19 protein-coding genes are annotated in these 21,897 nt (G+C 74.6%); 14 read left to right on the top strand and 5 right to left on the bottom strand.

What is annotated here, in order from left to right:
- The 4 genes from RND61_RS27525 to RND61_RS27540 all read left to right on the top strand — a co-directional run.
- A partial coding sequence (locus RND61_RS27525; RefSeq protein WP_391654262.1) for a ubiquitin-like domain-containing protein occupies positions 1–1,300 on the top strand: 1,300 nt, incomplete at its 5' end.
- Positions 1,297–2,154 carry a 16S rRNA (adenine(1518)-N(6)/adenine(1519)-N(6))-dimethyltransferase RsmA gene (gene rsmA, locus RND61_RS27530; RefSeq protein WP_315880828.1) on the top strand — a complete coding sequence of 286 codons (858 nt, stop codon included), beginning with the start codon at positions 1,297–1,299 and terminating at the stop codon, positions 2,152–2,154. The genes RND61_RS27525 and rsmA, both read left to right, overlap by 4 nt.
- The gene (locus tag RND61_RS27535; protein ID WP_315880829.1) at positions 2,151–3,044 is read left to right on the top strand and encodes a 4-(cytidine 5'-diphospho)-2-C-methyl-D-erythritol kinase; all 894 of its coding nucleotides are present in this window, start codon (positions 2,151–2,153) and stop codon (positions 3,042–3,044) included. Before rsmA ends, RND61_RS27535 begins: the two co-directional genes overlap by 4 nt.
- Positions 3,045–3,096: 52 nt before the next feature.
- Positions 3,097–4,413 (top strand): acyltransferase family protein, encoded by a 1,317-nt coding sequence (locus RND61_RS27540; protein WP_315880830.1) that lies wholly within the window; start codon positions 3,097–3,099, stop codon positions 4,411–4,413.
- Between the two features lie 199 nt (positions 4,414–4,612).
- Here RND61_RS27540 and RND61_RS27545 read toward each other — a convergent pair whose 3' ends face one another.
- Both RND61_RS27545 and RND61_RS27550 read right to left on the bottom strand, forming a co-directional pair.
- Entirely contained in the window at positions 4,613–5,728 is a 1,116-nt protein-coding gene (locus tag RND61_RS27545; RefSeq protein WP_315880831.1) for a hypothetical protein, read from the bottom strand.
- An 81-nt stretch (positions 5,729–5,809) separates the two neighbouring features.
- Complete coding sequence (locus tag RND61_RS27550) at positions 5,810–6,526, bottom strand: lipoprotein (protein ID WP_315880832.1); 717 nt, start codon at positions 6,524–6,526, stop codon at positions 5,810–5,812.
- Positions 6,527–6,638: 112 nt separating this feature from the next.
- On the opposite strand from RND61_RS27550, the gene RND61_RS27555 reads away from it, so the two are divergent.
- The 8 genes from RND61_RS27555 (at position 6,639) to RND61_RS27590 (ending at position 18,261) form a co-directional block, all read left to right on the top strand.
- Positions 6,639–8,450: an ABC-F family ATP-binding cassette domain-containing protein gene (locus RND61_RS27555; protein ID WP_315880833.1), complete on the top strand. Its 1,812-nt coding sequence runs from the start codon at positions 6,639–6,641 to the stop codon at positions 8,448–8,450.
- 265 nt (positions 8,451–8,715) lie between these two features.
- Positions 8,716–10,608: an outer membrane protein assembly factor BamB family protein gene (locus RND61_RS27560; RefSeq protein WP_315880834.1), complete on the top strand. Its 1,893-nt coding sequence runs from the start codon at positions 8,716–8,718 to the stop codon at positions 10,606–10,608.
- A gap of 47 nt (positions 10,609–10,655) precedes the next feature.
- On the top strand, positions 10,656–12,473 hold the full coding sequence (locus tag RND61_RS27565; protein WP_315880835.1) for an outer membrane protein assembly factor BamB family protein: 1,818 nt from the start codon (positions 10,656–10,658) through the stop codon (positions 12,471–12,473).
- A 218-nt stretch (positions 12,474–12,691) separates the two neighbouring features.
- The gene (locus RND61_RS27570; protein WP_315880836.1) at positions 12,692–13,384 is read left to right on the top strand and encodes a helix-turn-helix transcriptional regulator; all 693 of its coding nucleotides are present in this window, start codon (positions 12,692–12,694) and stop codon (positions 13,382–13,384) included.
- A gap of 603 nt (positions 13,385–13,987) precedes the next feature.
- Positions 13,988–15,037: a galactose-1-phosphate uridylyltransferase gene (gene galT, locus RND61_RS27575; protein ID WP_315880837.1), complete on the top strand. Its 1,050-nt coding sequence runs from the start codon at positions 13,988–13,990 to the stop codon at positions 15,035–15,037.
- The gene (gene galE / locus RND61_RS27580) at positions 15,034–16,008 is read left to right on the top strand and encodes a UDP-glucose 4-epimerase GalE (RefSeq protein ID WP_315880838.1); all 975 of its coding nucleotides are present in this window, start codon (positions 15,034–15,036) and stop codon (positions 16,006–16,008) included. The genes galT and galE overlap by 4 nt, the downstream gene beginning before the upstream one ends.
- A complete protein-coding gene (galK, locus tag RND61_RS27585; protein ID WP_391654267.1) occupies positions 15,960–17,189 on the top strand; it encodes a galactokinase in 1,230 nt (409 codons plus the stop codon). The genes galE and galK overlap by 49 nt, the downstream gene beginning before the upstream one ends.
- A 304-nt stretch (positions 17,190–17,493) precedes the next feature.
- Positions 17,494–18,261: a response regulator transcription factor gene (locus RND61_RS27590; RefSeq protein ID WP_315880839.1), complete on the top strand. Its 768-nt coding sequence runs from the start codon at positions 17,494–17,496 to the stop codon at positions 18,259–18,261.
- On the opposite strand, the gene RND61_RS27595 is transcribed toward RND61_RS27590, so the two are convergent.
- Entirely contained in the window at positions 18,220–18,717 is a 498-nt protein-coding gene (locus RND61_RS27595; RefSeq protein ID WP_315880840.1) for a MarR family winged helix-turn-helix transcriptional regulator, read from the bottom strand. The genes RND61_RS27590 and RND61_RS27595 overlap by 42 nt on opposite strands.
- Before the next feature lie 131 nt (positions 18,718–18,848).
- Between RND61_RS27595 and RND61_RS27600 the strand changes: the two genes are divergently transcribed.
- On the top strand, positions 18,849–19,676 hold the full coding sequence (locus RND61_RS27600; RefSeq protein ID WP_315880841.1) for a trans-aconitate 2-methyltransferase: 828 nt from the start codon (positions 18,849–18,851) through the stop codon (positions 19,674–19,676).
- On the top strand, positions 19,676–20,038 hold the full coding sequence (locus RND61_RS27605; RefSeq protein ID WP_315880842.1) for a VOC family protein: 363 nt from the start codon (positions 19,676–19,678) through the stop codon (positions 20,036–20,038). Before RND61_RS27600 ends, RND61_RS27605 begins: the two co-directional genes overlap by 1 nt.
- Positions 20,039–20,233: 195 nt before the next feature.
- Here the strand turns inward: RND61_RS27605 and RND61_RS27610 are convergent, their stop codons facing one another.
- Positions 20,234–20,905 (bottom strand): TetR/AcrR family transcriptional regulator, encoded by a 672-nt coding sequence (locus RND61_RS27610; protein WP_315880872.1) that lies wholly within the window; start codon positions 20,903–20,905, stop codon positions 20,234–20,236.
- On the bottom strand, positions 20,905–21,879 hold the full coding sequence (locus tag RND61_RS27615; RefSeq protein ID WP_315880843.1) for an acyl-CoA desaturase: 975 nt from the start codon (positions 21,877–21,879) through the stop codon (positions 20,905–20,907). The genes RND61_RS27610 and RND61_RS27615 overlap by 1 nt, the downstream gene beginning before the upstream one ends.
- Positions 21,880–21,897 lie beyond the last annotated feature (18 nt).

The raw sequence follows: 21,897 nt of genomic DNA on the forward strand, positions 1-21,897 counted from the left end.
CCCCCCCCCCCCCCGCCCCCCCCCGCCCCCCCCCCCCCCCCCCGACCCCCCCCCCTCCCGCCCCGCCCCGCCCCCCGCCCCGCGCCGCGCCAAGGCCCCCACCCCGCCAGCCGAGCCCCCCACCTCGCCCGCCGAACCGCCCGCCGCCAAGCCCTCCATCCAGCTCCCCGCCAAGCACCCCGCCAAGCCCCCCGCCGGGCCGCGCCCCGGGGACGGGCTGCGGCGGCTCGTCCCGCAGGCCCTCGTCCTCGCCGTGCTCGCCGGCGGCACCAGCGCCTTCGTCGCGGACGACAAGGCGATCCGGCTCAGCGTCGACGGTGCCCCCCGCACCCTGCACACCTTCGCCGACGACGTCGGCGAGCTCCTCGCCGCCGAGGGCATCGCCGTCGGCGCGCACGACCTCGTGTCCCCCGCCCCCGGCGCCGCCCTGGCCAGCGGCGACGAGGTCGTCGTCCGCTGGGGCCGCCCCCTCGACCTGGACCTCGACGGCCGCGTCCGCCGCCTGTGGACCACCGCCCGCACCGTCGACGAGGCCCTGCGCCGACTCGGCGTCCGCGCCGAGGGCGCCCACCTCTCCCGCTCCCGCTCCGCCCCCATCGACCGCGACGGCCTCGCCCTGGCCGTCCGCACCGAACGCGCCGTGACGTTCCTCGCGGACGGCCGGGAGCGCACCGTCCGCACCAACGCCGCCACCGTCACCGAGGCCCTCACCCGCGCCGGGATCGCCCTGCGCGGCCAGGACACGACCTCCGTACCGGCCGACGCGTTCCCCCGCGACGGCCAGACCATCACCGTCCTGCGGGTCAGGGATGACCGGGAGACCCGCGACGAGGCCATCCCGTACGCCGTGCGCCGCGTCGACGACCCGGACCTGTACCGGGGCACCGAGGTCGTCGACCGGCAGGGCCACCCGGGCCTGCGCCGCGTCACGTACGAGACCCGCACCGTCAACGGCGTCCGCCGGCACACCCGCCGGACCGGCGCCGCCGTGGTCCGCGAGCCGGTCGCCCGGATCGTCCGCGTCGGCACCAAGCAGCGGCCCGGCTCCGTCGCCGGCGCCGACGGCCTGAACTGGGTCGCCCTCGCCCGGTGCGAGTCCGGCGGACGCCCCGGCGCCGTCGACCCCTCCGGCACGTACGGCGGCCTCTACCAGTTCGACACCCGCACCTGGCGCTCCCTCGGCGGCACCGGCCGCCCCCAGGACGCCCCCGCCGCCGAACAGACATACCGGGCGAAGAAGCTCTACGTGCAGCGGGGGGCGAGTCCGTGGCCGCACTGCGGCCGTAGGCTGTATCGGTGAGCACCACTGAGCCCGACGCCCTCCTCGGCCCCGCCGACATCCGCGAACTGGCCGCAGCCCTCGGGGTACGCCCCACCAAGCAGCGCGGCCAGAACTTCGTCATCGACGCCAACACCGTCCGGCGCATCGTCCGCACCGCGGAGGTGCGCCCCGACGACGTCGTCGTGGAGGTCGGCCCCGGACTCGGCTCCCTCACCCTCGCCCTGCTGGAGGCGGCCGACCGCGTCGTGGCCGTCGAGATCGACGACACGCTCGCCGCGGCGCTGCCCGCCACGATCACCGCCCGCGTGCCCGAGCGGGCCACCCGCTTCTCCCTGGTCCACTCCGACGCCATGGACGTCCGGGAGCTGCCCGGCCCGCCGCCCACCGCGCTCGTCGCGAACCTGCCGTACAACGTCGCGGTGCCCGTCCTGCTGCACATGCTCGACCGCTTCCCGACCATCGAGCGCACGCTCGTCATGGTCCAGGCCGAGGTCGCCGACCGGCTCGCCGCCCGCCCCGGCAACAAGGTGTACGGCGTCCCCTCGGTGAAGGCCAACTGGTACGCGGAGGTCCGGCGCGCCGGCGCCATCGGCCGCAACGTCTTCTGGCCCGCGCCCAACGTCGACTCCGGCCTCGTCTCCCTCGTGCGCCGCGACCCGCCGAAGACCACCGCTTCCAAGCGCGAGGTCTTCGCCGTCGTCGACGCCGCCTTCGCGCAGCGCCGCAAGACCCTGCGCGCCGCCCTGGCCGGCTGGGCAGGGTCGCCCGCCGCCGCCGAGGCCGCGCTCGTCGCGGCCGGAGTGTCCCCCCAGGCCCGGGGGGAGTCCCTGACCGTCGAAGAGTTCGCCCGTATCGCGGAGGCCCGAGCGTGAGCATCACCGTACGAGTCCCGGCCAAGGTCAACGTCCAGCTGGCGGTCGGCCCCGCCCGCCCCGACGGGTTCCACGACCTGGCGAACGTGTTCCTCGCCGTCTCCCTGTACGACGAGGTGACCGCCACACCGGCCGAGTCCCTCCGCGTCACCTGCGAGGGGCCCGACGCGGACCGGGTCCCCCTGGACCGTACGAACCTCGCCGCGCGCGCCGCGGAACTCCTCGCCGCCCGGCACGGCATCACCCCCGACGTGCACCTCCACATCGCCAAGGACATCCCAGTCGCGGGTGGCATGGCCGGCGGCAGCGCGGACGGCGCGGGCGCCCTCCTCGCCTGCGACGCGCTGTGGGGCACGGGCGCCAGTCGCGCCGAACTCCTCGACATCTGCGCCGAGTTGGGCAGTGACGTGCCGTTCTCCCTCGTCGGCGGCGCGGCCCTGGGCACCGGTCGCGGCGAGCACCTCACCGAGCTCCCCGTCGGCGGCACCTTCCACTGGGTGTTCGCCGTCGCCGACGGCGGCCTGTCCACGCCCGCCGTGTACGCCGAGTTCGACCGGCTGGCACCGGACGTCCCCGCGCCCGCCGTGTCCCCTGCCCTCCTCGACGCGCTGCGCGCCGGCGACCCCGCCGCCCTCGCCGGCGCCCTCGCCAACGACCTCCAGCCCGCCGCCCTCTCCCTGCGGCCGTCCCTCGCCGACACCCTCGCCGCCGGGACCGCCGCCGGGGCCCTCGCCGGGATCGTCTCCGGCTCCGGCCCCACCACGGCGTTCCTCGTCAAGGACGCCGAGGCCGCCGGGTCCGTCGCCGCCGCGCTCGTCGCGTCCGGCACGTGCCGCACGGCCCGCACGGCCACCTCGCCGGCGCCCGGCGCCCGGGTACTCACCGCGTGACTGAGTAGGCGTACTCTCCCGGCCCCCGCGGCCGGGAGGCGACCCTTCCCGCATGCCACACACGGGAACGGGACTCGACGCGCGGTACCTCGCCGCCCACACGCCCGCCACCAGGGACCGCTACGTCGACCTCCTGCGGGTCGCGTCCCTGGCGGCGGTCGTCCTCGGGCACTGGCTGATGGCCGCGGTGACGGCCGACGGGAAGGTCGGCAACCTCCTCGCGGTCGTGCCCGCCCTCCAGGTCCTCACCTGGGGGCTCCAGGTGATGCCGGTGTTCTTCTTCGTCGGCGGCTTCGCGCACGCCCTGTCGTACCGGTCCCGGCCCGCGTACGCCGCGTTCGTCCGGAGCCGGGTGCGGCGGCTGCTCCGCCCGACCGCCGTCTTCGCCGCCGTGTGGGGCGCTGCGGCCCTCGCCGTCCAGCTCCTCGGCGGCGGGGACGGCCTGACCGGCACGGCGCTGCGGCTGGTGGCGCAGCCGCTGTGGTTCGTCGGCGTCTACCTGGCGATGGTCGCGTTCACCCCGCCGCTGCTGCGGCTCCACCGGCGGTGGGGCTGGGGTGCGTTCGCCGCGCTGGCGGGCGGGGCCGCCGCGGTGGACGCGTTGCGGTTCGCCGGGGACGTGCCGTACGTCGGGTTCCTGAACTTCGCACTCGTGTGGCTCGCCGTCCACCAGTTGGGCTTCCTCCGCGCGGACGGCCGCCTCCGGGCGCCCCGGGTCCCGCGGGCGCTGGCCGCGGCGGGGCTGGCGGGCGCGGTGGCGCTGGTCGCCCTCGGGCCGTACCCGCTGTCGATGGTGGGCATGCCCGGCGAGGAGGTGTCCAACATGGCGCCCCCGACGCTGGCCCTGCTGTGCCACGGGGTGTGGCTGGTCGGCGCGGCGGAGCTGCTGCGCGGCCCCGGGACGCGGCTCGCCGCCCGCGCCCGCGTGTGGCGGGCGGTCGTCGCGGCGAACGGGATCGCCATGACCGCGTTCCTGTGGCACCTGACGGCGATGCTCGGCGTGTACGGCGCGATGCTCGCGCTGGACGTGCCGCTGCCGGAGCCGGCGTCCGGCGCGTGGTGGGCGCAGCTCCCGGCGCGGGTGGCGGTGGCGGCGGTGGCGACGGGGCTGCTGGTGCGGGTCTTCCGCGCGGCGGAACACCCGGGGACGGCGCCGCCGTCCGGGGCCGCCGCCCCGGGCCCCCGCTCCGCGGCGCCGGCCGTCCTGGGCGTCATCTTGAGCCTGCTGGGGGTGCTGGGCCTGTCGGCGGTGGGCTTCGGCGGGCTGCTGGAGGGGCACAGCGCGGTCCTGGTCGCGGTCCCCGTCACGGCCCCCCAGGCGCTGGCCCTCACCCTGGCGGGCTGGCTGCTGGTCGAACTCCGCCGCTGACCCCGCCGCCCGGCCCGCGGACGGCCCTCTCGGACGGGGGCCCGGACCGGGACGGGGCGGGGTACGGTGGGCGCCCCGTCCGGAGGGGCGCCCACCTGGAGGGGTGCCCGCCTGGAGGAGCGTCCGTCCGGAGGGGCGCCCGCCTGGAGGGGCGCCCGACCGGCCAGGACGGGACCCGTCCGGAGGGGCGCCCGACCGGTCAGGACGGGGCCTGGCAGTGGTGGAGGGCGGCGGACGCCGCCGCGAAGGACTTCAGCGCCGCCCGCAGCGACGCGTGGTCCAGCGCCAGCCCGTCGTCCGGGACGATCTCGTAGACCCCCGTCCCGTCCGCCCCGGGGCACGTCGCCGACATCCGGTAGTGCCCCGACGGCGAGTCCGCCGCGCCGCCCGCGGGCAGGGCGCCGCCCCCGCCCGACAGCGCCGCCTCCCCGTAGGGCCCGTACGACGCCGTGAAGGTGTACAGCGGCGTCCCGAGCCCGCTGCCCAGCACGCACCGCTCCACGGGCGCCGGCTCCGCCGGGGTCTCGGCGGCCGTCCCGGCGCCCCACCGGCGCGCGGTGGCCGCGTCCACGATCCCCCGGCAGGTGCCGGACGCCTCCGCCAGCGGTCGCCGCGCGTCCACGACCGGCGCGGCCACCTCCCGCACCCGCTCGGTGCCGCCCGCCGCGTCGCAGCCGGTGCGCCGCGCGTACGACAGGGCCGTGTCCGTCAGGGCGGAGACGAGCCGGGCCCGGGCCGCCCCGTCCTCGAAGGACCGCCCGCCGGCGAGCCGCCCATCCGCCGCCGCGAGCAGCCCGTCGCCGGACTCGTCGCCGCAGTCCAGCAGCAGTACGACCCGCCCGCGCGCGCCGTCCGTGCGGTTCGCGCCGTCCGCAGGGGTCGCGCCGTCCGCGCCGCCGACGCCGTACGAGAAGGAGCCCGTCCACCCGCCGCCCAGCGGCACGGCGCCCTCGCCCGGGTCGATCGCGGCGTCCGGCCCGAACGGCTCCTCGGCGTTGCGCATCCGCACCTCGAACCCGGCGCCGTCCGCGCCGCCCGGGGCCGAGACGGAGCAGTACCAGCCGTCCTGCCGCAGCCCGCTCGACACGGTCAGCCCGGTGTCCGGCAGGAGCGCCCGTACGCGGTCGGCCGCCAGGTCCCCCTCGCAGGCGCCGTCCAGCGCGCTCCCGGTGCCGCTCCAGGCGTCGTACCCACCGGACAGCCAGAACGCCCCTCCGGCCACGACCGCGACCGCCGCCGACGCGACGGCCGCCAGCCGCACCCCGCGGCGTCGCCGGGGCGCCCGGCCGGTCCGGTCCCTGCTGTCCTCGTTCATGTCGCACCTCTCACAGACGGACGTCGTACGGACACGGACACGCGGTACGACCTCCTCCGGTTCTTCCGTCCCCGTCCCCCGTCAGCCGCCCGTCGCGGCCAGGGAGCCCTTCGCCAGTTCGTACGCGGGCAGCATCGCGTCGTGCTCCTCGCTGTCCATGCCGCCCAACTCCAGCACGAGCGGGCCGCGCGGCGTCGCCACGGCCAGGGCGCGGGCCTTCTTCGGCTCGTCGAGGAGCTCGCTCATCACGGTGTACGTCACCTCGGTCGCCGCGAGCGCGCCGCCCCGGCCCACCCGGACGTCGCGGTAGACGACCGACGAGGGGGAGTCGTCGGCGGCGACGAAGGACTCCAGCACCGTGCGGGGCGCGGCGCCCTTCGCGTCGTCGGTCCACACGCGCAGGAAGCCGATGTTCCCGGCGGGCTTGGCGTCGATCTCGCAGGCCATGGTGACGGTGCCCTGCTCCAGCAGGTCGTTCAGCTCCGCCAGGTCCGGGTCGTCGAGCGGCTCGACCTTCTTCGGCTTCCAGCCGGCGGCCACGTCGAACGTCACCGGCAGCGGGCACGCCGACCCGGCCGCGCCGACCGTCCCGCCCTTCGCCGCGGCGGTCACGCCCGGCGACGCGGACGCCCCGGCCTTCGCCCCCGCCTCCGCCGACGGGCTCACCCCGGCCTTCGCCGACGGGCCCGCGGACCCGGCGCCCGCACCCGCCGACGGCTCCGACGCCCCCGACGCGCACCCGGCCAGCAGCGCCGCGACCGCCACCGCCGCCGCGCCCCGCCCCACGTTCCGCACCATGACCCCGGTCCCTCCCTCGAACGATCGCCGCACGCTACCGCACGGCTCGCCGGGCACCCTCCGGCGCCCACTACCCTGGAAGGTCGATCCGTCCCGCCACCCCAGGAGTGAAATGGCCGCCAATCTGGTCAATGTCGAGGCCGTCAGCAAGGTGTACGGCACCCGTGCCCTGCTCGACGGTGTCTCCCTCGGCGTCTCCGAAGGCGACCGGATCGGCGTCGTGGGGCGCAACGGCGACGGCAAGACGACGCTGATCCGCGTCCTCGCCAAGCTGGAGGAGGCCGACAGCGGCCGCGTCACGCACAACGGCGGCCTGCGCCTCGGGGTGCTCACGCAGCACGACTCGCTCGACCCGGCCGCGACCGTGCGGCACGAGGTGATCGGTGACCTCGCGGACCACGAGTGGGCGGGCAACGCCAAGATCCGCGACGTGCTCACCGGCCTCTTCGGCGGCCTGGACCTGCCCGGTTTCCCGCAGGGCCTGGACACGGTCATCGGGCCGCTGTCCGGCGGCGAGCGGCGCCGCATCGCGCTCGCCAAGCTGCTGATCGCGGAGCAGGACCTGATCGTCCTCGACGAGCCCACCAACCACCTCGACGTGGAGGGCATCGCCTGGCTCGCCCGGCACCTCCAGGCCCGCCGCTCGGCGCTGGTCTGCGTCACCCACGACCGCTGGTTCCTCGACCAGGTGTGCACGCGCATGTGGGACGTCCAGCGCGGCGCCGTCCACGAGTACGAGGGCGGCTACTCCGACTACGTCTTCGCGCGGGCCGAGCGGGAGCGGATCGCCGCCACGGAGGAGACCAAGCGGCAGAACCTGGTCCGCAAGGAGCTGGCGTGGCTGCGGCGCGGCGCCCCGGCCCGCACGTCGAAGCCCCGCTACCGCATCGAGGCGGCGAACGAGCTGATCGCGGACGTGCCGCCGCCGCGCGACAGCAGCGAGCTGATGCGGTTCGCGTCGGCGCGGCTCGGCAAGACCGTGTTCGACCTGGAGGATGTGACGGTCCAGGCCGGTCCGAAGGTGCTGCTGAAGCACCTGACGTGGCAGCTCGGCCCGGGCGACCGGATCGGCCTCGTCGGGGTGAACGGCGCGGGCAAGACGTCGCTGCTGCGGGCGCTCGCGGAGGCGGCCGCGACCCAGGGCGAGGAGCAGCCCGCCGCGGGCCGGATCGCCGTCGGCCGGACCGTGCGCCTCGCCTACCTCTCGCAGGACGTGGCGGAGCTGCCGCCGACGCTGCGCGTCCTGGAGGCCGTGCAGCAGGTCAGGGACCGCGTCGACCTCGGCAAGGGCCGGGAGATGACGGCGGGGCAGCTCTGTGAGCAGTTCGGCTTCACCAAGGAGAAGCAGTGGACGCCGGTCGGGGACCTGTCCGGCGGTGAGCGCCGCCGCCTCCAACTGCTGCGGCTGCTGATGGACGAGCCGAACGTGCTCTTCCTCGACGAGCCGACCAACGACCTGGACATCGAGACGCTGACGCAGTTGGAGGACCTGCTCGACGGCTGGCCCGGCTCGATGATCGTCATCTCCCACGACCGGTTCTTCCTGGAGCGGACCACGGACCGGACGTTCGCGCTGCTCGGCGACGCGACGCTGCGGATGCTGCCGCGCGGGATCGACGAGTACCTGGAGCGCCGGGAGAGGATGGTCGAGGCGGCGTCCGCGCCGTCCGCCGCCCCGGCCTCCGCGGCGAAGGCCGCGAGGACGGCCTCCGCGGCCGACGCCCGCGCCGCGAAGAAGGAACTCGTGCGGATCGAGCGGCAGCTCGACAAGATCTCCGGCCGGGAGGCCGCCCTCCACGCCGAGATCGCCGAAAATGCCACGGACTTCGAGAAGGTGGCGAAACTGGACGCGGAGCTGAGGGAACTGGCCGGCGAGCGCGAGGACTTGGAGACGCGCTGGCTGGAACTGGCCGAGGACGCGTAGCGGTCGGACGCGCGAAGCGCGTGCGGGGGCGCGTAGAGAAGGCGTGGAGAGCGGATAACGGGGGCGTCACGGGCCGGTCCTCCCTTGGGAACAGGGAGGTCCGGCCCCTCTGCGCGCGTGGGGCGGGTGGTAGAAAGAAGCCCCGCTCGACTCACGCAACAGTGCGACATCCCTGTCCGAATCGCTCCATTCCGGCGACGAGCCTCGTGCCGGAATCGCGGGGGAGGCCGGTCGGCCAGCGGATCGCACGAAGGGGGAAGCGCTGATGTCTCAGCCGCCCAGCCAGCAACCGCCGCAGGGGGGCTTCGGGTCTCCGCAGGACCCGCGGGGGGTTCCCCAGCCGCCCGCGCAGCCGCCCGCCGCACCGGCCCAGCCGCCGACCGCCCCGCCCGCGCAGCCGCCCGCCGCGCCCCCGGCGCAGCCGCCGGCCCAGCCCGCGCCCGGGTACGGCTTCCCGCAGGCGCCCGGCCAGCCCCCGGCGCCCGGCTACGGCTACCCGCAGGCCCCCGGCCAGCCCCCGGCGCCCGGCCAGCAGCCCGGCCCGTACGCACAGCAGCCCGGTCCGTACGGCCAGCCCGGACCGTACGGTCAGCAGCCCGGACCGTACGCACAGCCCGGCCCGTACGGCCAGCAGCCCGGCCCGTACGGCGGTCCCCCCGCCCCGCCCCAGTACCCCGGCGGCCCCGTGCCCCCCGGCGGTTCCGGCGGCGGCCCCTTCAAGGGCAAGACCGTCGCGGTCGTCGCCGGCGCGGTCGCCGTGGTGCTCGCCGTGGGCGGCGTCACCTGGTGGGCGGTCAGCGACAACGAGTCGGAGAGGACCACCAACACCCAGCCGACCGGCCCCGCACCGGAGCCGACCGCGTCCGCGTCCGTCGACAAGGGCGACGGCACCGGCGGCGGCCGCGAGGGGAACGACGACCTGAACGCGGGCCGCCAGCCCGGCGAGGCCAAGGTCGAGTGGCTCCTCAAGAACGACGTGGACCTGCCGCGCAACGGCGCCAACGTGTACGGCCCGTGGGTCGTCGGCGACACGATCGTCAAGGCCATGTACCGCGGCATCGAGGGCTTCTCCACCGCCGACGGCAAGAAGAAGTGGAGCGTCCCCTTCACCACGGACGTCTGCGAGGCCGCGAACGCCCCCACCGCGAACGGCACCCTCGTCATCGGCCTCAAGGACGGCACCGGCGACCGCGCCGACTGCCGCGTCCTCCAGCAGATCGACCTGAAGACCGGCAAGGCGGGCTGGAAGACGGAGGTCCCCAAGAGCACCGGGTTCAGCTCCCTCTCCGACCCGACGCTCGCCATGGCCGGCAACACGGTCGTGGCCGCCGGCACCGGCAACTCGTACGGCTTCTCCCTCACCGACGGCAAGCAGATCTTCGGCAAGCCCTCCGACGGCTGCCAGCCCTACGCCTTCGCCGGCGCCGGGAACCGCCTGGTCGCCGCCGCCAGTTGCCGGGTCTCCGACTACAAGAACCCCCAGCAGGAGATCTGGGAGGTCGCCCCGGCCACCGGCAAGCCGAAGTGGAAGTACCAGCTCGCGCGCGGCTGGGAGGTCGACAAGGTCTACTCGGTCAGCCCGCTCGTCGTGAACGCGGTCCAGGAGGAGAAGAAGCAGCGCACCGTCCTGGCCCTCACCGACGCGGGCAAGCTGCGCTCCCAGCTCTCCGGCGGCAACGACAAGTACCGCGCCCAGTGCGGGGGCGGCGGCCTCATCGTCTTCGGCCAGCGCCTCCAGGGCTGCGTCGGCGTCGCGGCCGACGCCGACACCTTCTACATGTCGACGGAGCCCACCAGCCTCACCCGCGGCACCAACGACGTCGTCGCGTTCGACCTGAACACCGGCAAGCCCAAGTGGCGCGCCAAGGCGGGCGCGGACAAGACGATGCTCCCGCTGCGGATGGAGGGCGGCAAGCTCCTCGTCTACGTCGAGGGCTCCTGGGACCGCGGCGGCGCCGTCGCCACCCTGGCCCCGACCGGCGGCCGGCCGACCGTGCTGCTCCAGCACCCGGCGTCCGTCGCCCGGATCGAGCGGGACTTCTGGCAGCCGCGGTACGAGTACGCCGGCGGCCGGTTCTTCATCGCCAGCGGCCGGGTCAGCGCCCAGAACGACAAGGCCGAGCTGGAGACCAAGACCATGATCGCCTTCGGCGAGTAGCCCTGGCCCGGCGCCGACGACTTCCTTATCCCCCCGAGGTACACACGATGACGCAACCGCCCCCACCGCCCAGCCAGCCCCCGGGCCCGCCCCCCGGCGGTTTCGGCGCCCCGCAGGACCCGCCGCCCGGCGGATTCGGCGCGCCCGCCCCGCCCCCGCAGGGCGACCCGGCGTACGGCTACCCGCAGGCCCCGGCCACCCCGCCGCCCGGCCAGCCCGTACCCCCGCCGTACGGCCAACCCGCGCCCCCGCCGTACGGCTACCCGGGCCAGCCGCCCGTCCAGCCGCCGCCCGGGGCCCCGAACCAGCCGCCCGCGTACGGCTACCCGACCGCGCCCATGCACCAGGCGATGCCCCCGCAGCCGGGCGTGCCCGGCGCCCCGGCCGGACCGGGCGCCCCCGGCGGACGCGGGAAGCTCTCCGCACAGATGAAGATCGTCATCGCGGCGGCCGTCGCGGTCGCCCTGATCGTCGGCAGCGGCGTCTGGTACGCCTCCACCAAGGGCGACGACCCGGCGACACCGACCGCGAACAGCGACAGCGGCACCGGCGGGAGCGACGGGAAGGACGACGGCCCCAAGGCCCCCGACGGCGCCGGCACCGAGAAGGCGCCCGCCGACCCCCAGGCGAAGGTGGCCTTCCAGATCCCGGCGCCGGTCGTCACCGACACGGTGACCACCGCGGGCTCGTGGCTGACCGACAAGACGTACGTGAAGTCGGGCGTCAACGAGGTCGTCGGCTACGACGCGCTGAAGGGCACCAAGCTGTGGAGCCTGCCGCTGCCCGGCGAGATCTGCTCCGCCTCCCGGCACGTCAAGGACAACAAGACCGCCCTGGTCTTCCAGCCGTCCAAGCCGACGCCGCAACTGAAGTACCCGGCCTGCTCCGAGGTCGGCGTGATCGACCTGGACGCCGGCAAGATGCTGTGGACCAAGTCCGTCACGGGCGCCTCCCGCGGTGACCGCAAGGTCGCCTGGGACGAGGTCACCATTGGGGCGAACACGGTCGCCGCGGGCGGCACCCACGGCGGCGCCGCCTGGGACCTGGCCGGCGGCAAGGAACTCTGGCGCCCCCAGGAGAACGCCGAAGGCTGCTACGACATGGGCTACGGCGGCGGCGCGGGCCTCGTCGCCGCCCGCAAGTGCGGCGACACCGACAACCAGTACGTGACGATCCAGAACCTCGACCCCGTCACCGGCGCGCCGCTCTCCTCGTACAAGATGCCGACGGGCGTCGAGTACGCGTCGATCGTCTCCACCCGGCCGCTGGTCGTCGCGGCCGACGTGGGGGACACGGCGGGCGACGGCTCCGGCATCTCGGACTTCTTCTCCCTCGACGAGAAGACCGGCAAGCTGAAGGCGAAGATCACCGCGGACGCCGAGCGGTACGCGGGCAAGTGCCGCTCCACCGACGTGGAGAACTGCGAGAAGCTCGTCGTCGGCAACGGCCGCCTGTACGTCCCCACCGAAGCCCACGAAGGCTCCGGCGAGGACTACAACCGCGTCAACGAGATCGTCGCCTTCGACCTGGCCACCGGCAAGCTCACCGGCCAGAAACTGGACTCGGGCACCAACACGCAGGTGTTCCCCGTACGGATGGACGGCGGCAACCTCATCGCCTACAAGACGCCCGGCTACGAACGCGGCGGCCAGATCGTCAGCGTCGACGGCGGGACGTTCGAGGAGACCGTGCTGCTGAAGACCCCGGTGGACCGGGCGATCAGCAACGCCGAGCGCAGCCTCGCCGAGCGCGAGGACATGCTCTACCGCGACGGACGGCTGTACCTGGCCGACTACTTCGTCTCCAAGCCGTCGACGGTGGTGAAGGAAACGCGTTACCTGGCACTGGTGTTCACCACCCGGTGATCCCGTGAGCCCCCCCACGGCCCGGCGCGTCCACCCGACGCGCCGGGCCGCGCGCTTCCCCGGCGTCACCCCGCCGCACCTCAAGTAGCCCTGATAGGCGAAGAATTCGACATTGCGGGGGTCTCCTGGCCGGTAGGGGGCGCACGACGTCGAACAAGCGTGTAGCTTGCCGGGTCATGGACGGCCGGGGGGCCGCACCAGGGGGTTGGGGGTTCTCGATGGGCGTGCGCCTGATGGTGGTCGACGACCACCGCCTGCTCGCCGAGGCGCTCGCCTCGGCCCTGAAGCTGCGCGGGCACCGCGTGCTCGCCGCCGCCGCACCGGCCGCGGGCGCGGCCGAACTGGTGGTGAACCGCGCCCCCGAAGTGTGCCTCCTCGGCACGGCGACCCCGGCGGAACCGGGCACCTTCGACCCGGTCGTACGGATCAAACGGGACCGCCCACAAGTGGCGGTGCTGGTCCTGGGCCCGGTACCCAGCCCGCGCGGCATCGCAGCGGCCTTCGCGGCCGGCGCCTCCGGATACGTACGACACGACGAACGCATCGAAGGCGTCGAACGCGCCATCATGAAGGCCCGCGCGGGCGAAGCCGCCGTCGCCCCGCAACTCCTGCAAGGAGCCTTCACGGAACTGCTCAACCCGGCCGCCACCCCGGACGACGAAGGCCAACGGTTACTGCGGATGCTGACCCCCCGCGAAGTGGAAGTCCTGGTACGGGTCGCCGAGGGCGAAGACACCCGGCTGATCGCCGCCGGCATGGGCATCGCCCCGAGCACGGCCCGCACCCACGTGCAGCGCGTCCTGATGAAACTCGGCGTCGGCTCCCGACTGGAGGCCGCCGCCCTGGCGGCCCGCACGGGCCTCCTCGACCACGCCGCAGCGGGCCTCCCCCGCATCCCGAAGCAGCGCTGACTTTTTGGGCTCGTTGCGCCTCCGGGGCGCTGTGAGCGGGTGTCGAGGGGGCGAACGTGCTCAGCGCTTCGCGCCTCCGCGCGATCGCCCCCTCGACACCCGCGCGCCCCTTCGGCTCCACGAGCGGTCCATGGGGGCATCCTCCCCTCCCGGCCCGCAGGGTCTTCCGGTTCCATGAGTGGCGCCCGACCGGCCTCTCGTCACCCGCGCCCCCGGTCCTGTACGGCCCACGGGCGCGCCCTCCCCCCGGCCCGCAGGGGCCTCCCGGTCCCACGAGTCGCGCCCGACCGTCCCCCTGGCTCCGTGTGCCCCTGCACCGCCATGAGCGGTCCACGGGGGCGTCCTCCCCCCTCCCGGCCCGCACGGGCCTCCAGGGTCACGAGGGGCGCCCGACCACCCCCTGCCCCCCAACCACCACTCCGGCCCCACGAGCGGCCCCAGGGGTGCCCTCCCGTCCCGGGCCCTCCTCGGCCCCGGGCCATACCGTCGGCGCGCTGGCGGGGAGGTGGGGTTTTCGCTGTCCCGCCTCATTGACGCCTGTGTGTGTTTGTGATTCCTTGTGTGTGGTTCTGTTTGATCTGGTTGTGGTGCGAGGAGCCCTGAGTGAAGAAGACGTCCACCCGGCTCGCCGACGGGCGCGAGCTGGTGTACTACGACTCCCGGGACGACGTGGTGCGGGACGCCGTCGACCGGCGGCCCCTCGACCCGATCTCCACCACCTCCGAGATCCGCGAGGACGTGCTCCTCGGCGACCGCGTCGCCATCGCCTCCCACCGGCAGGGCCGCACGTACCACCCGCCGGCCGACGAGTGCCCGTTGTGCCCCTCCGGGGACGGCCGGCACAGCGAGATCCCCGACTCCGACTACGACGTCGTCGTCTTCGAGAACCGCTTCCCCTCCCTCGCCGGCGACTCCGGCCGCTGCGAGGTCGTCTGCTTCACCTCCGACCACGACGCGTCCTTCGCCGACCTCACCGAGGAGCAGGCCGGGCTCGTCCTGGAGGCGTGGACCGACCGCACCGCCGAGCTGGCCGAGGTCCCCGGCGTGGAGCAGGTGTTCTGCTTCGAGAACCGGGGCGCCGAGATCGGCGTCACCCTCGGCCACCCGCACGGCCAGATCTACGGCTACCCCTTCACCACGCCCCGCACGGCGCTGATGCTGCGCTCCCTGGAGGAGCACGCGGCCCGCACCGGCGGCGGCAACCTCTTCGACGACCTCGTCGAGCGGGAGCGCGCCGACGGCGAGCGGGTGGTCCTCGCCACCGACCACTGGACCGCCTTCGTGCCGTACGCCGCCCACTGGCCGTACGAGGTGCACCTCTACCCCAACCGCCGCGTCCCGGACCTGCGCGGACTCGACGAGGCGGCGCGCACAGAGTTCCCACAGGTGTACCTGGAACTGTTGAGGCGCTTCGACCGGATCTTCGGGGAGGGCGAACCGCCCACGCCGTACATCGCCGCCTGGCACCAGGCGCCGTTCGGCGACCCTCGGCGCGACGCGTTCGCCCTGCATCTCGAGCTTTTCACCATCCGCCGCACGTCCGGCAAGCTGAAGTTCCTCGCGGGCTCCGAATCGGGCATGAGCGTGTTCATCAACGACGTGCCGCCGGAGGCGGCGGCCCGCCGACTGCGAGAGGTAGCGAGCGCATCATGAAGTACCTGGTAACGGGCGGGGCCGGCTACGTCGGCAGCGTCGTCGCCGCCCACCTGCTGGAGGCCGGCCACGAGGTGACGGTCCTCGACGACCTGTCGACCGGCTTCCGCGAGGCCGTCCCGGACGGCGCCGCCTTCGTCGAGGGCCGCGTCCAGGACGCCGCCCGCTTCCTCGACGCCTCGTACGACGGGGTGCTGCACTTCGCGGCGTTCTCGCAGGTCGGCGAGTCCGTCGCCAAGCCGGAGAAGTACTGGGACAACAACGTCGGCGGCACGATGGCGCTGCTCGACGCGATGCGCGCGGCCGGCGTGCGCCGCCTGGTGTTCTCCTCGACCGCCGCGACGTACGGCGAGCCGGTCTCCACGCCCCTCACGGAGACCGACCCCACGGCCCCCACCAGCCCGTACGGCGCCTCGAAGCTCGCCGTCGACCACATGATCAGCGGGGAGGCCACCGCGCACGGCCTGGCCGCCGCGTCCCTGCGGTACTTCAACGTCGCCGGCGCGTACGGCGGCCACGGCGAGCTCCACGACCCCGAGTCGCACCTCATCCCGCTCGTCCTCCAGGTCGCCCTCGGCCGGCGCGAGTCCATCTCCGTGTACGGGGACGACTACGCGACCCCGGACGGCACCTGCGTCCGCGACTACATCCACGTCGCGGACCTGGCCGAGGCCCACCTCCTCGCCATGGACGCCGTCACCCCCGGCGAGCACCTGATCTGCAACCTCGGCAACGGCAACGGCTTCTCGGTCCGCGAGGTCATCGAGACCGTCCGCGAGGTCACCGGCCACCCGGTGCCCGAGGTCACGGCCGCGCGCCGCCCCGGCGACCCGGCCGTCCTGGTCGCCTCGGCGGCCGTCGCGCGGGAGCGGCTCGGCTGGCGGCCGTCGCGCACGGACCTCGCGGGCATCGTCCGCGACGCATGGGACTTCGCGCGGCGGCGCGAGACGGAGAGGGGAACGGCACAGTGAACGGTACGGAGACCGTGTCCGCGGCGGAGAAGGTCGCCGCGCAGTTCCGGGAGCTGTACGGCACCGCGCCGGACGGCGTGTGGGCCGCGCCGGGCCGGGTGAACCTGATCGGCGAGTACACCGACTTCAACGACGGGTTCGTGATGCCGCTGGCCCTGCCGCACACCGCGGTCGCCGCCGTCGCGCGCCGCACGGACGGGCGGCTGAGGATCCACTCCGCGGAGGCGGACACCGCCTCGGGCCAGGGGATCGTCCAGCTCGACGCGGCCGGGCTGCGGCCCGGCGCCGACACCGGCTGGGCCGCCTACCCGGCCGGGGTCGTGTGGGCGCTGCGCGAGGCCGGCCACCCGGTCGCCGGCGCGGACATCCACCTGTCGTCGACGGTGCCCACGGGCGCCGGGCTGTCGTCCTCGGCCGCCCTGGAGGTCGTCACCGCCCTCGCCCTCGACGAGCTGTACGGGTTGGGGCTGCCCGCCCCCGAGCTGGCCGTCCTCGCCCAGCGCGCCGAGAACGCCTTCGTCGGCGTGCCCTGCGGCGTCATGGACCAGATGGCGTCCGCCTGCTGCACGGAGGGGCACGTCCTGCACCTGGACACCCGCGACCTGACGCAGCGTCAAGTCCCGTTCGACCTCCCGGCGCACGGGCTGCGGCTGCTCGTCGTCGACACGCGCGTGAAGCACGCGCTCGGCGACGGCGCGTACGCCGAGCGGCGCGCCGGGTGCGAGGCGGGCGCGCGGGCGCTCGGGGTGCGCACCCTGCGGGAGGTCCGCTACGAGGTGCTCCCGGAGGCGCTGGAGCGGCTGGACGACCCGACCGTGCGCGCCTACGTGCGCCACGTCGTGTCCGACAACCACCGCGTCGAGCGGACGATGGCGCTGCTCGACGCCGGTGACGTACGGGCCGTCGGCCCCGTCCTGTCCGAGGGACACGCCTCCCTCCGGGACGACCTGCGGGTCTCCTGTCCCGAGCTGGACCTCGTCGTCTCGGCGGCGGTCGCCGCGGGGGCGCTGGGCGCCCGGATGACCGGCGGCGGCTTCGGCGGCTCGGCGGTCGTCCTGACCGAGGCGGACGCGGCGGACGCCGTGGCCGCGGCGGTGGAGGCGGCGTTCGCGGCGGAGGGCCACCCGGCGCCGCGGATCTTCCCGGCCGTACCGTCGGCGGGAGCGCGCCGCGTGCTGTGAACCGCGCCGGCACCGCGCCGACCGGACGGAGAACTGTCGATTTCCGCCTCGTAACGGCACAGCTGACACACGGGAAACACCCTGGTCGGTCAGTTCTGCAAATCGGCTTCCGGTCCGGGCCTCCGCCCGTACGCTGATGCACAGCATCGGTGGGGGCCGATGCCCATCAGGGGGCGAGACAGCCGGGTACGACGCCTGGAGCGGGGTAACACTCGGGCACGGCGGCGGCCGCACGCCCGCGTGCGCGCCCCGGCTCCGGGCGCCGGCCCGCTCCGGCCCGCTTCCTCGACGCATAGGGGTGCCAGTGGTCCGTATCCGGGTTCTGGTGGTGGACGACCACCGCATCTTCGCCGAGTCGCTCGCCGCAGCACTGGCGGCCGAGCCCGACGTGGACGTCGCCGCGGCGGGCAGCGGCCCCGCCGCGATGCGCTGCCTGGACCGCGCGGCCGCCGAGGGCCGCCGGTTCGACGTCCTCCTCGTCGACGCCGACCTCGGCACGGCCGCCGGGCAGGCCGTGGCGCGCGTCGTCCCGGACGGCGGGGCGGCGGACGGCATCGTCGACGGGATCTCCCTGGTCGCCGGGGTGCGCGAGGCCCACCCCTCCGTGCGGACCGTGGTGCTCGCCGAGAAGGACGACCCGCGCCGCGCCGCGCTGGCCCTCCAGGCCGGGGCGAACGGCTGGGTCGCCAAGGACTGCTCCCTCCAACGGCTGCTCGGCGTGGTCCGGGGCGTCCTGCGCGACGAGACCCACCTGGCGCCCGCGCTGCTCACGGGGGTGCTGCGGGAGCTGACGGCGGCCCGCAAGCACCGCTCCGAGAGCGAGCGGCTCGTCGAGTCCCTCACGCCGCGCGAACGGGAGGTGCTGCGCTGCATGGTCGCGGGGCTGGGCCGCAAGGCCGTCGCCGAGCGCCTCTTCCTCTCCCCGCACACGGTCCGCACGCACATGCAGAACGTGCTGGGGAAACTGGGCGTGCACTCCACGCTCGCGGCGGTCGCGCTGGCCCGCAGGGCCGGGGTCGGCCCCGCCGAGTCAGCCGGGAACGTTGTCGAACGGGGCGGTCAGCTGGCGTAGCAGCGCCGCGAGGTCGGCGCGCTGGGCGCGGGAGAGCCGGGCGAGGATGGCCCGCTCCTGGTCCAGCAGCCCGGCGAGGGCCTGGTCGGCGCGGTCGCGCCCCTCGGCGGTGAGGCGGACGAGGACGCCGCGCCGGTCGGTGGGGTCGGGCAGCCGCTCGACGAGGCCCTTCTTCGCGAGCCGGTCGATGCGGTTGGTCATCGTGCCCGACGTGACGAGCGTCTGCGTGAGGAGCTGACCGGGGGAAAGCTGGTAGGGGGCGCCGGCGCGGCGCAGCGACGTGAGGACGTCGAACTCCCACGGCTCCAGCTGGTGCTCCGCGAAGGCGAGGCGGCGCGCCCGGTCGAGGTGGCGGGCCAGCCGGGAGACCCGGCTCAGCACCTCGAGCGGCTCCACGTCGAGGTCCGGGCGCTCCCGGCGCCATGCAGCGACCAGACGGTCGACCTCGTCCTCCATGACGATCAGTGTAGGCGATCTGTCGACGTGAAGTCTCTTGATATCAAGAAATGTGCTTCCGTACGATTGAGAGGGTCGCGAGTGGAGCAACGTTCCGCTGAGATATCTCGCACCAGCAAGGGGAATTGACCATGCATTCCGCACCGATTTGGGATCCTCGGCAGTATCTGCGCCACTCCGGCCACCGCGCCCGGCCGTTCCTCGACCTGCTCGCCCGGATCCCCGAGCTGCCCGCCGCCAAGGAGGGGCGGCCCGCCAGGATCGCCGACATCGGTTGCGGGCCCGGCAACGTCACCGCGCTCCTCGCGGACCGCTGGCCCGACGCGCACATCACCGGTTTCGACCTCTCCCGCGAGATGCTCGACCAGGCCGAGAAGGAGTACGCCGGGGCCACGCCGGGCGGCGGCCGGCTCGACTTCCGGCACGCCGACGCGGCCCGGTGGACGCCCGACGAGCCGTACGACCTGATCGTCTCCAACGCGGCGCTCCAGTGGGTCCCCGGCCACGCCGAGTCCTTCGGCGACTGGCTGGACGGGATCGCCCCCGGCGGCACCCTCGCCTTCCAGGTGCCCGCCAACTTCACCTCCCCCAGCCACGCCCTGCTGAGCGAGTTGTGCGAGTCCCCCCGGTGGCGCGACCGGCTCGGCGAGCACGGGCGGCGGTACGTCCACATCCTCGACGCGACGGAGTACCTGGAGCGGCTGACGGACCTCGGCTGCGCGACCGACGCGTGGGAGACCGTGTACGCCCAGCTCCTCCAGGGCGAGGACCCGATCCTCGACTGGACCAAGGGCACGGCCCTGCGCCCGGTCCTCACGGTGCTCGCGGACGACGGGGAGGCGACGGAGGAGTTCCTCTCCCAGTACCGCGACCTCCTGCGCAAGGCATACCCGCCGGGCCCCCACGGCACGGTCTACCCCTACCGCCGCATATTCGCCGTCGCCCACAAGGAGTACTGATGCTGGTCGCCGTCGACCACGTCCAGATGGCGGCACCGGTCGGCTCGGAGGAGCGGCTGCGCGCGTACTACGCGGGCGTCCTCGGGATGACGCAGGTCCCCAAGCCGCCGGCGCTCGCCGCGAACGGAGGGTGCTGGTTCCAGGCGGGTGCCGTGCGGCTGCACCTGGGGGTCGAAGCGGGCTTCCGGCCGGCGAGGAGGGCGCACCCCGGGCTGCTGGTCAGCGGGATCGAGGCGTACGCGGCGCGGCTGGCGGCGTACGGGGCGCCGGTCGTCTGGGACGACAAGCTGCCCGGGCACCGCCGCTTCTACTCGGAGGACCCGGTGGGCAACCGCCTCGAATTCCTGGAGCCCCGCGCCTGACGCGCCGCGGGGGGCCGGGCCCCGCGGCCCCGCCCTCCCCGGCCGTGAGCGGCCGGTCCACCCGGCGGCGGGACGGGCGGCCGTTCCTCCTCCCCGGGCGGGGCCGGGGGAGGAGCGCCCGCCCCGGGGCGGACCGGTCCGGCGGGGCGGCGGACGCCCCGGGGGCGGAAGGCGCGGCGGGCCGCCCGCAGGGGGTCAGGACTTGCGGTGGCCTATCAGGCGGGGCTTCTGCTCCAGGCCGTCCAGCCCGTGCCACGCCAGGTTCACCAGGTGCGCCGCCACCTCGGCCTTCTTCGGCTTCCGGGCGTCCAGCCACCACTGCCCCGTCAGCGCGACCATCCCCACCAACGCCTGCGCGTACAGCGGCGCCAGCTTCGGGTCGAAACCCCGGGCCTTGAACTCCAGGCCCAGAATGTCCTCCACCTGGGTGGCGATGTCCGAGATCAGCGACGCGAACGTACCCGTCGACTGCGCCACCGGCGAGTCCCGCACCAGGATCCGGAAGCCGTCCGTGTACGTCTCGATGTAGTCCAGCAGAGCGAACGCCGCCTGTTCCAGGAGCTCACGCGGGTGCCCCGCCGTGAGCGCGCCGGTCACCATGTCCAGGAGCTGGCGCATCTCCCGGTCGACCACGACCGCGTACAGCCCCTCCTTGCCGCCGAAGTGTTCGTACACGACCGGCTTCGACACCCCGGCCTTCGCCGCGATCTCCTCCACCGACGTGCCTTCGAAACCGCGTTCGGCGAACAGCGTCCGGCCGATGTCGAGCAGCTGCTGGCGCCGTTCGGCGCCGGTCATCCGGACCCGGCGGCCCCGCCGGGGCTTGTCGCTGCTGGTACTGCTGCCGTCGATCGCCACACCGTCCATCATGCCGCGTTCGCGGAACGCGGCTGGCGGCGGGCTTCGATCCGGGCCTCGGAGGGCCAGCGCACGTCGTACGCCCACCCCAGCTTCTCGAACCAGCGGATCAGCCGCGCGCTGGAGTCCACCTGGCCCCTCATCACGCCGTGCCGGGCGCTCGTCGGGTCCGCGTGGTGCAGGTTGTGCCAGGACTCGCCGCACGACAGGACCGCCAGCCACCACACGTTGCCCGAGCGGTCACGCGACTTGAACGGGCGCTTGCCCACCGCGTGGCAGATCGAGTTGATCGACCACGTGACGTGGTGCAGCAGGGCCACCCGCACCAGGGAGCCCCAGAAGAACGCGGTGAAGGCGCCCCACCACGACATCGTCACCAATCCGCCCACCAGCGGCGGGAGGGCCAGCGACACGACCGTCCACAGGACGAACTGGCGGGAGATCCGCCGCAGCGCCGGGTCCTTGATCAGGTCCGGGGCGTACTTGTGCTGCGGCGTCTGCTCCTCGTCGAACATCCATCCGATGTGCGCCCACCACAGGCCCTTCACCAGCGCCGGGACCGTCTCCCCGAACCGCCACGGCGAGTGCGGGTCGCCCTCCCCGTCCGAGAACTTGTGGTGCTTGCGGTGGTCCGCCACCCAGCGCACCAGCGGCCCCTCCACCGCCAGCGAGCCCATGATCGCCAGTGCGATCCGCAGCGGGCGTTTCGCCTTGAACGACCCGTGGGTGAAGTAGCGGTGGAAGCCGATCGTGATGCCGTGGCAGCCGATGAAGTACATCGCCACCAGCAGCCCGAGGTCGAGCCAGCTCACTCCCCACCCCCAGGCCAGCGGCACGGCCGCCACCAGGGCGAGGAACGGCACGGTGATGAAGAGGAGCAGGGTGACCTGCTCGATGGAGCGCTTGCTGTCGCCGCCCAGCGTGGCGGACGGCGTGTCCTGTTGCCGCTCGGTGCGGTCGAGTACGTCCGGGGTCATGGTCATGGGCGTCCCCTTGGGGGT

The sequence above is a fragment of the Streptomyces tamarix genome, from assembly GCF_032423885.1.
Taxonomy (GTDB): Bacteria; Actinomycetota; Actinomycetes; order Streptomycetales; family Streptomycetaceae; genus Streptomyces; species Streptomyces tamarix.

Excerpts from the sequence above, each read along its gene's own strand:
- RND61_RS27540 (WP_315880830.1), top strand. The coding sequence starts at position 3,097 with ATGCCACACACGGGAACGGGACTCGACGCGCGGTACCTCGCCGCCCAC.
- RND61_RS27545 (WP_315880831.1), bottom strand. The coding sequence starts at position 5,728 with ATGAACGAGGACAGCAGGGACCGGACCGGCCGGGCGCCCCGGCGACGC.
- RND61_RS27550 (WP_315880832.1), bottom strand. The coding sequence starts at position 6,526 with ATGGTGCGGAACGTGGGGCGGGGCGCGGCGGCGGTGGCGGTCGCGGCG.
- RND61_RS27555 (WP_315880833.1), top strand. The coding sequence starts at position 6,639 with ATGGCCGCCAATCTGGTCAATGTCGAGGCCGTCAGCAAGGTGTACGGC.
- RND61_RS27560 (WP_315880834.1), top strand. The coding sequence starts at position 8,716 with ATGTCTCAGCCGCCCAGCCAGCAACCGCCGCAGGGGGGCTTCGGGTCT.
- RND61_RS27565 (WP_315880835.1), top strand. The coding sequence starts at position 10,656 with ATGACGCAACCGCCCCCACCGCCCAGCCAGCCCCCGGGCCCGCCCCCC.
- RND61_RS27570 (WP_315880836.1), top strand. The coding sequence starts at position 12,692 with ATGGGCGTGCGCCTGATGGTGGTCGACGACCACCGCCTGCTCGCCGAG.
- galE (WP_315880838.1), top strand. The coding sequence starts at position 15,034 with ATGAAGTACCTGGTAACGGGCGGGGCCGGCTACGTCGGCAGCGTCGTC.
- galK (WP_391654267.1), top strand. The coding sequence starts at position 15,960 with ATGGGACTTCGCGCGGCGGCGCGAGACGGAGAGGGGAACGGCACAGTG.
- RND61_RS27595 (WP_315880840.1), bottom strand. The coding sequence starts at position 18,717 with ATGGAGGACGAGGTCGACCGTCTGGTCGCTGCATGGCGCCGGGAGCGC.
- RND61_RS27600 (WP_315880841.1), top strand. The coding sequence starts at position 18,849 with ATGCATTCCGCACCGATTTGGGATCCTCGGCAGTATCTGCGCCACTCC.
- RND61_RS27605 (WP_315880842.1), top strand. The coding sequence starts at position 19,676 with ATGCTGGTCGCCGTCGACCACGTCCAGATGGCGGCACCGGTCGGCTCG.
- RND61_RS27610 (WP_315880872.1), bottom strand. The coding sequence starts at position 20,905 with ATGGACGGTGTGGCGATCGACGGCAGCAGTACCAGCAGCGACAAGCCC.
- RND61_RS27615 (WP_315880843.1), bottom strand. The coding sequence starts at position 21,879 with ATGACCATGACCCCGGACGTACTCGACCGCACCGAGCGGCAACAGGAC.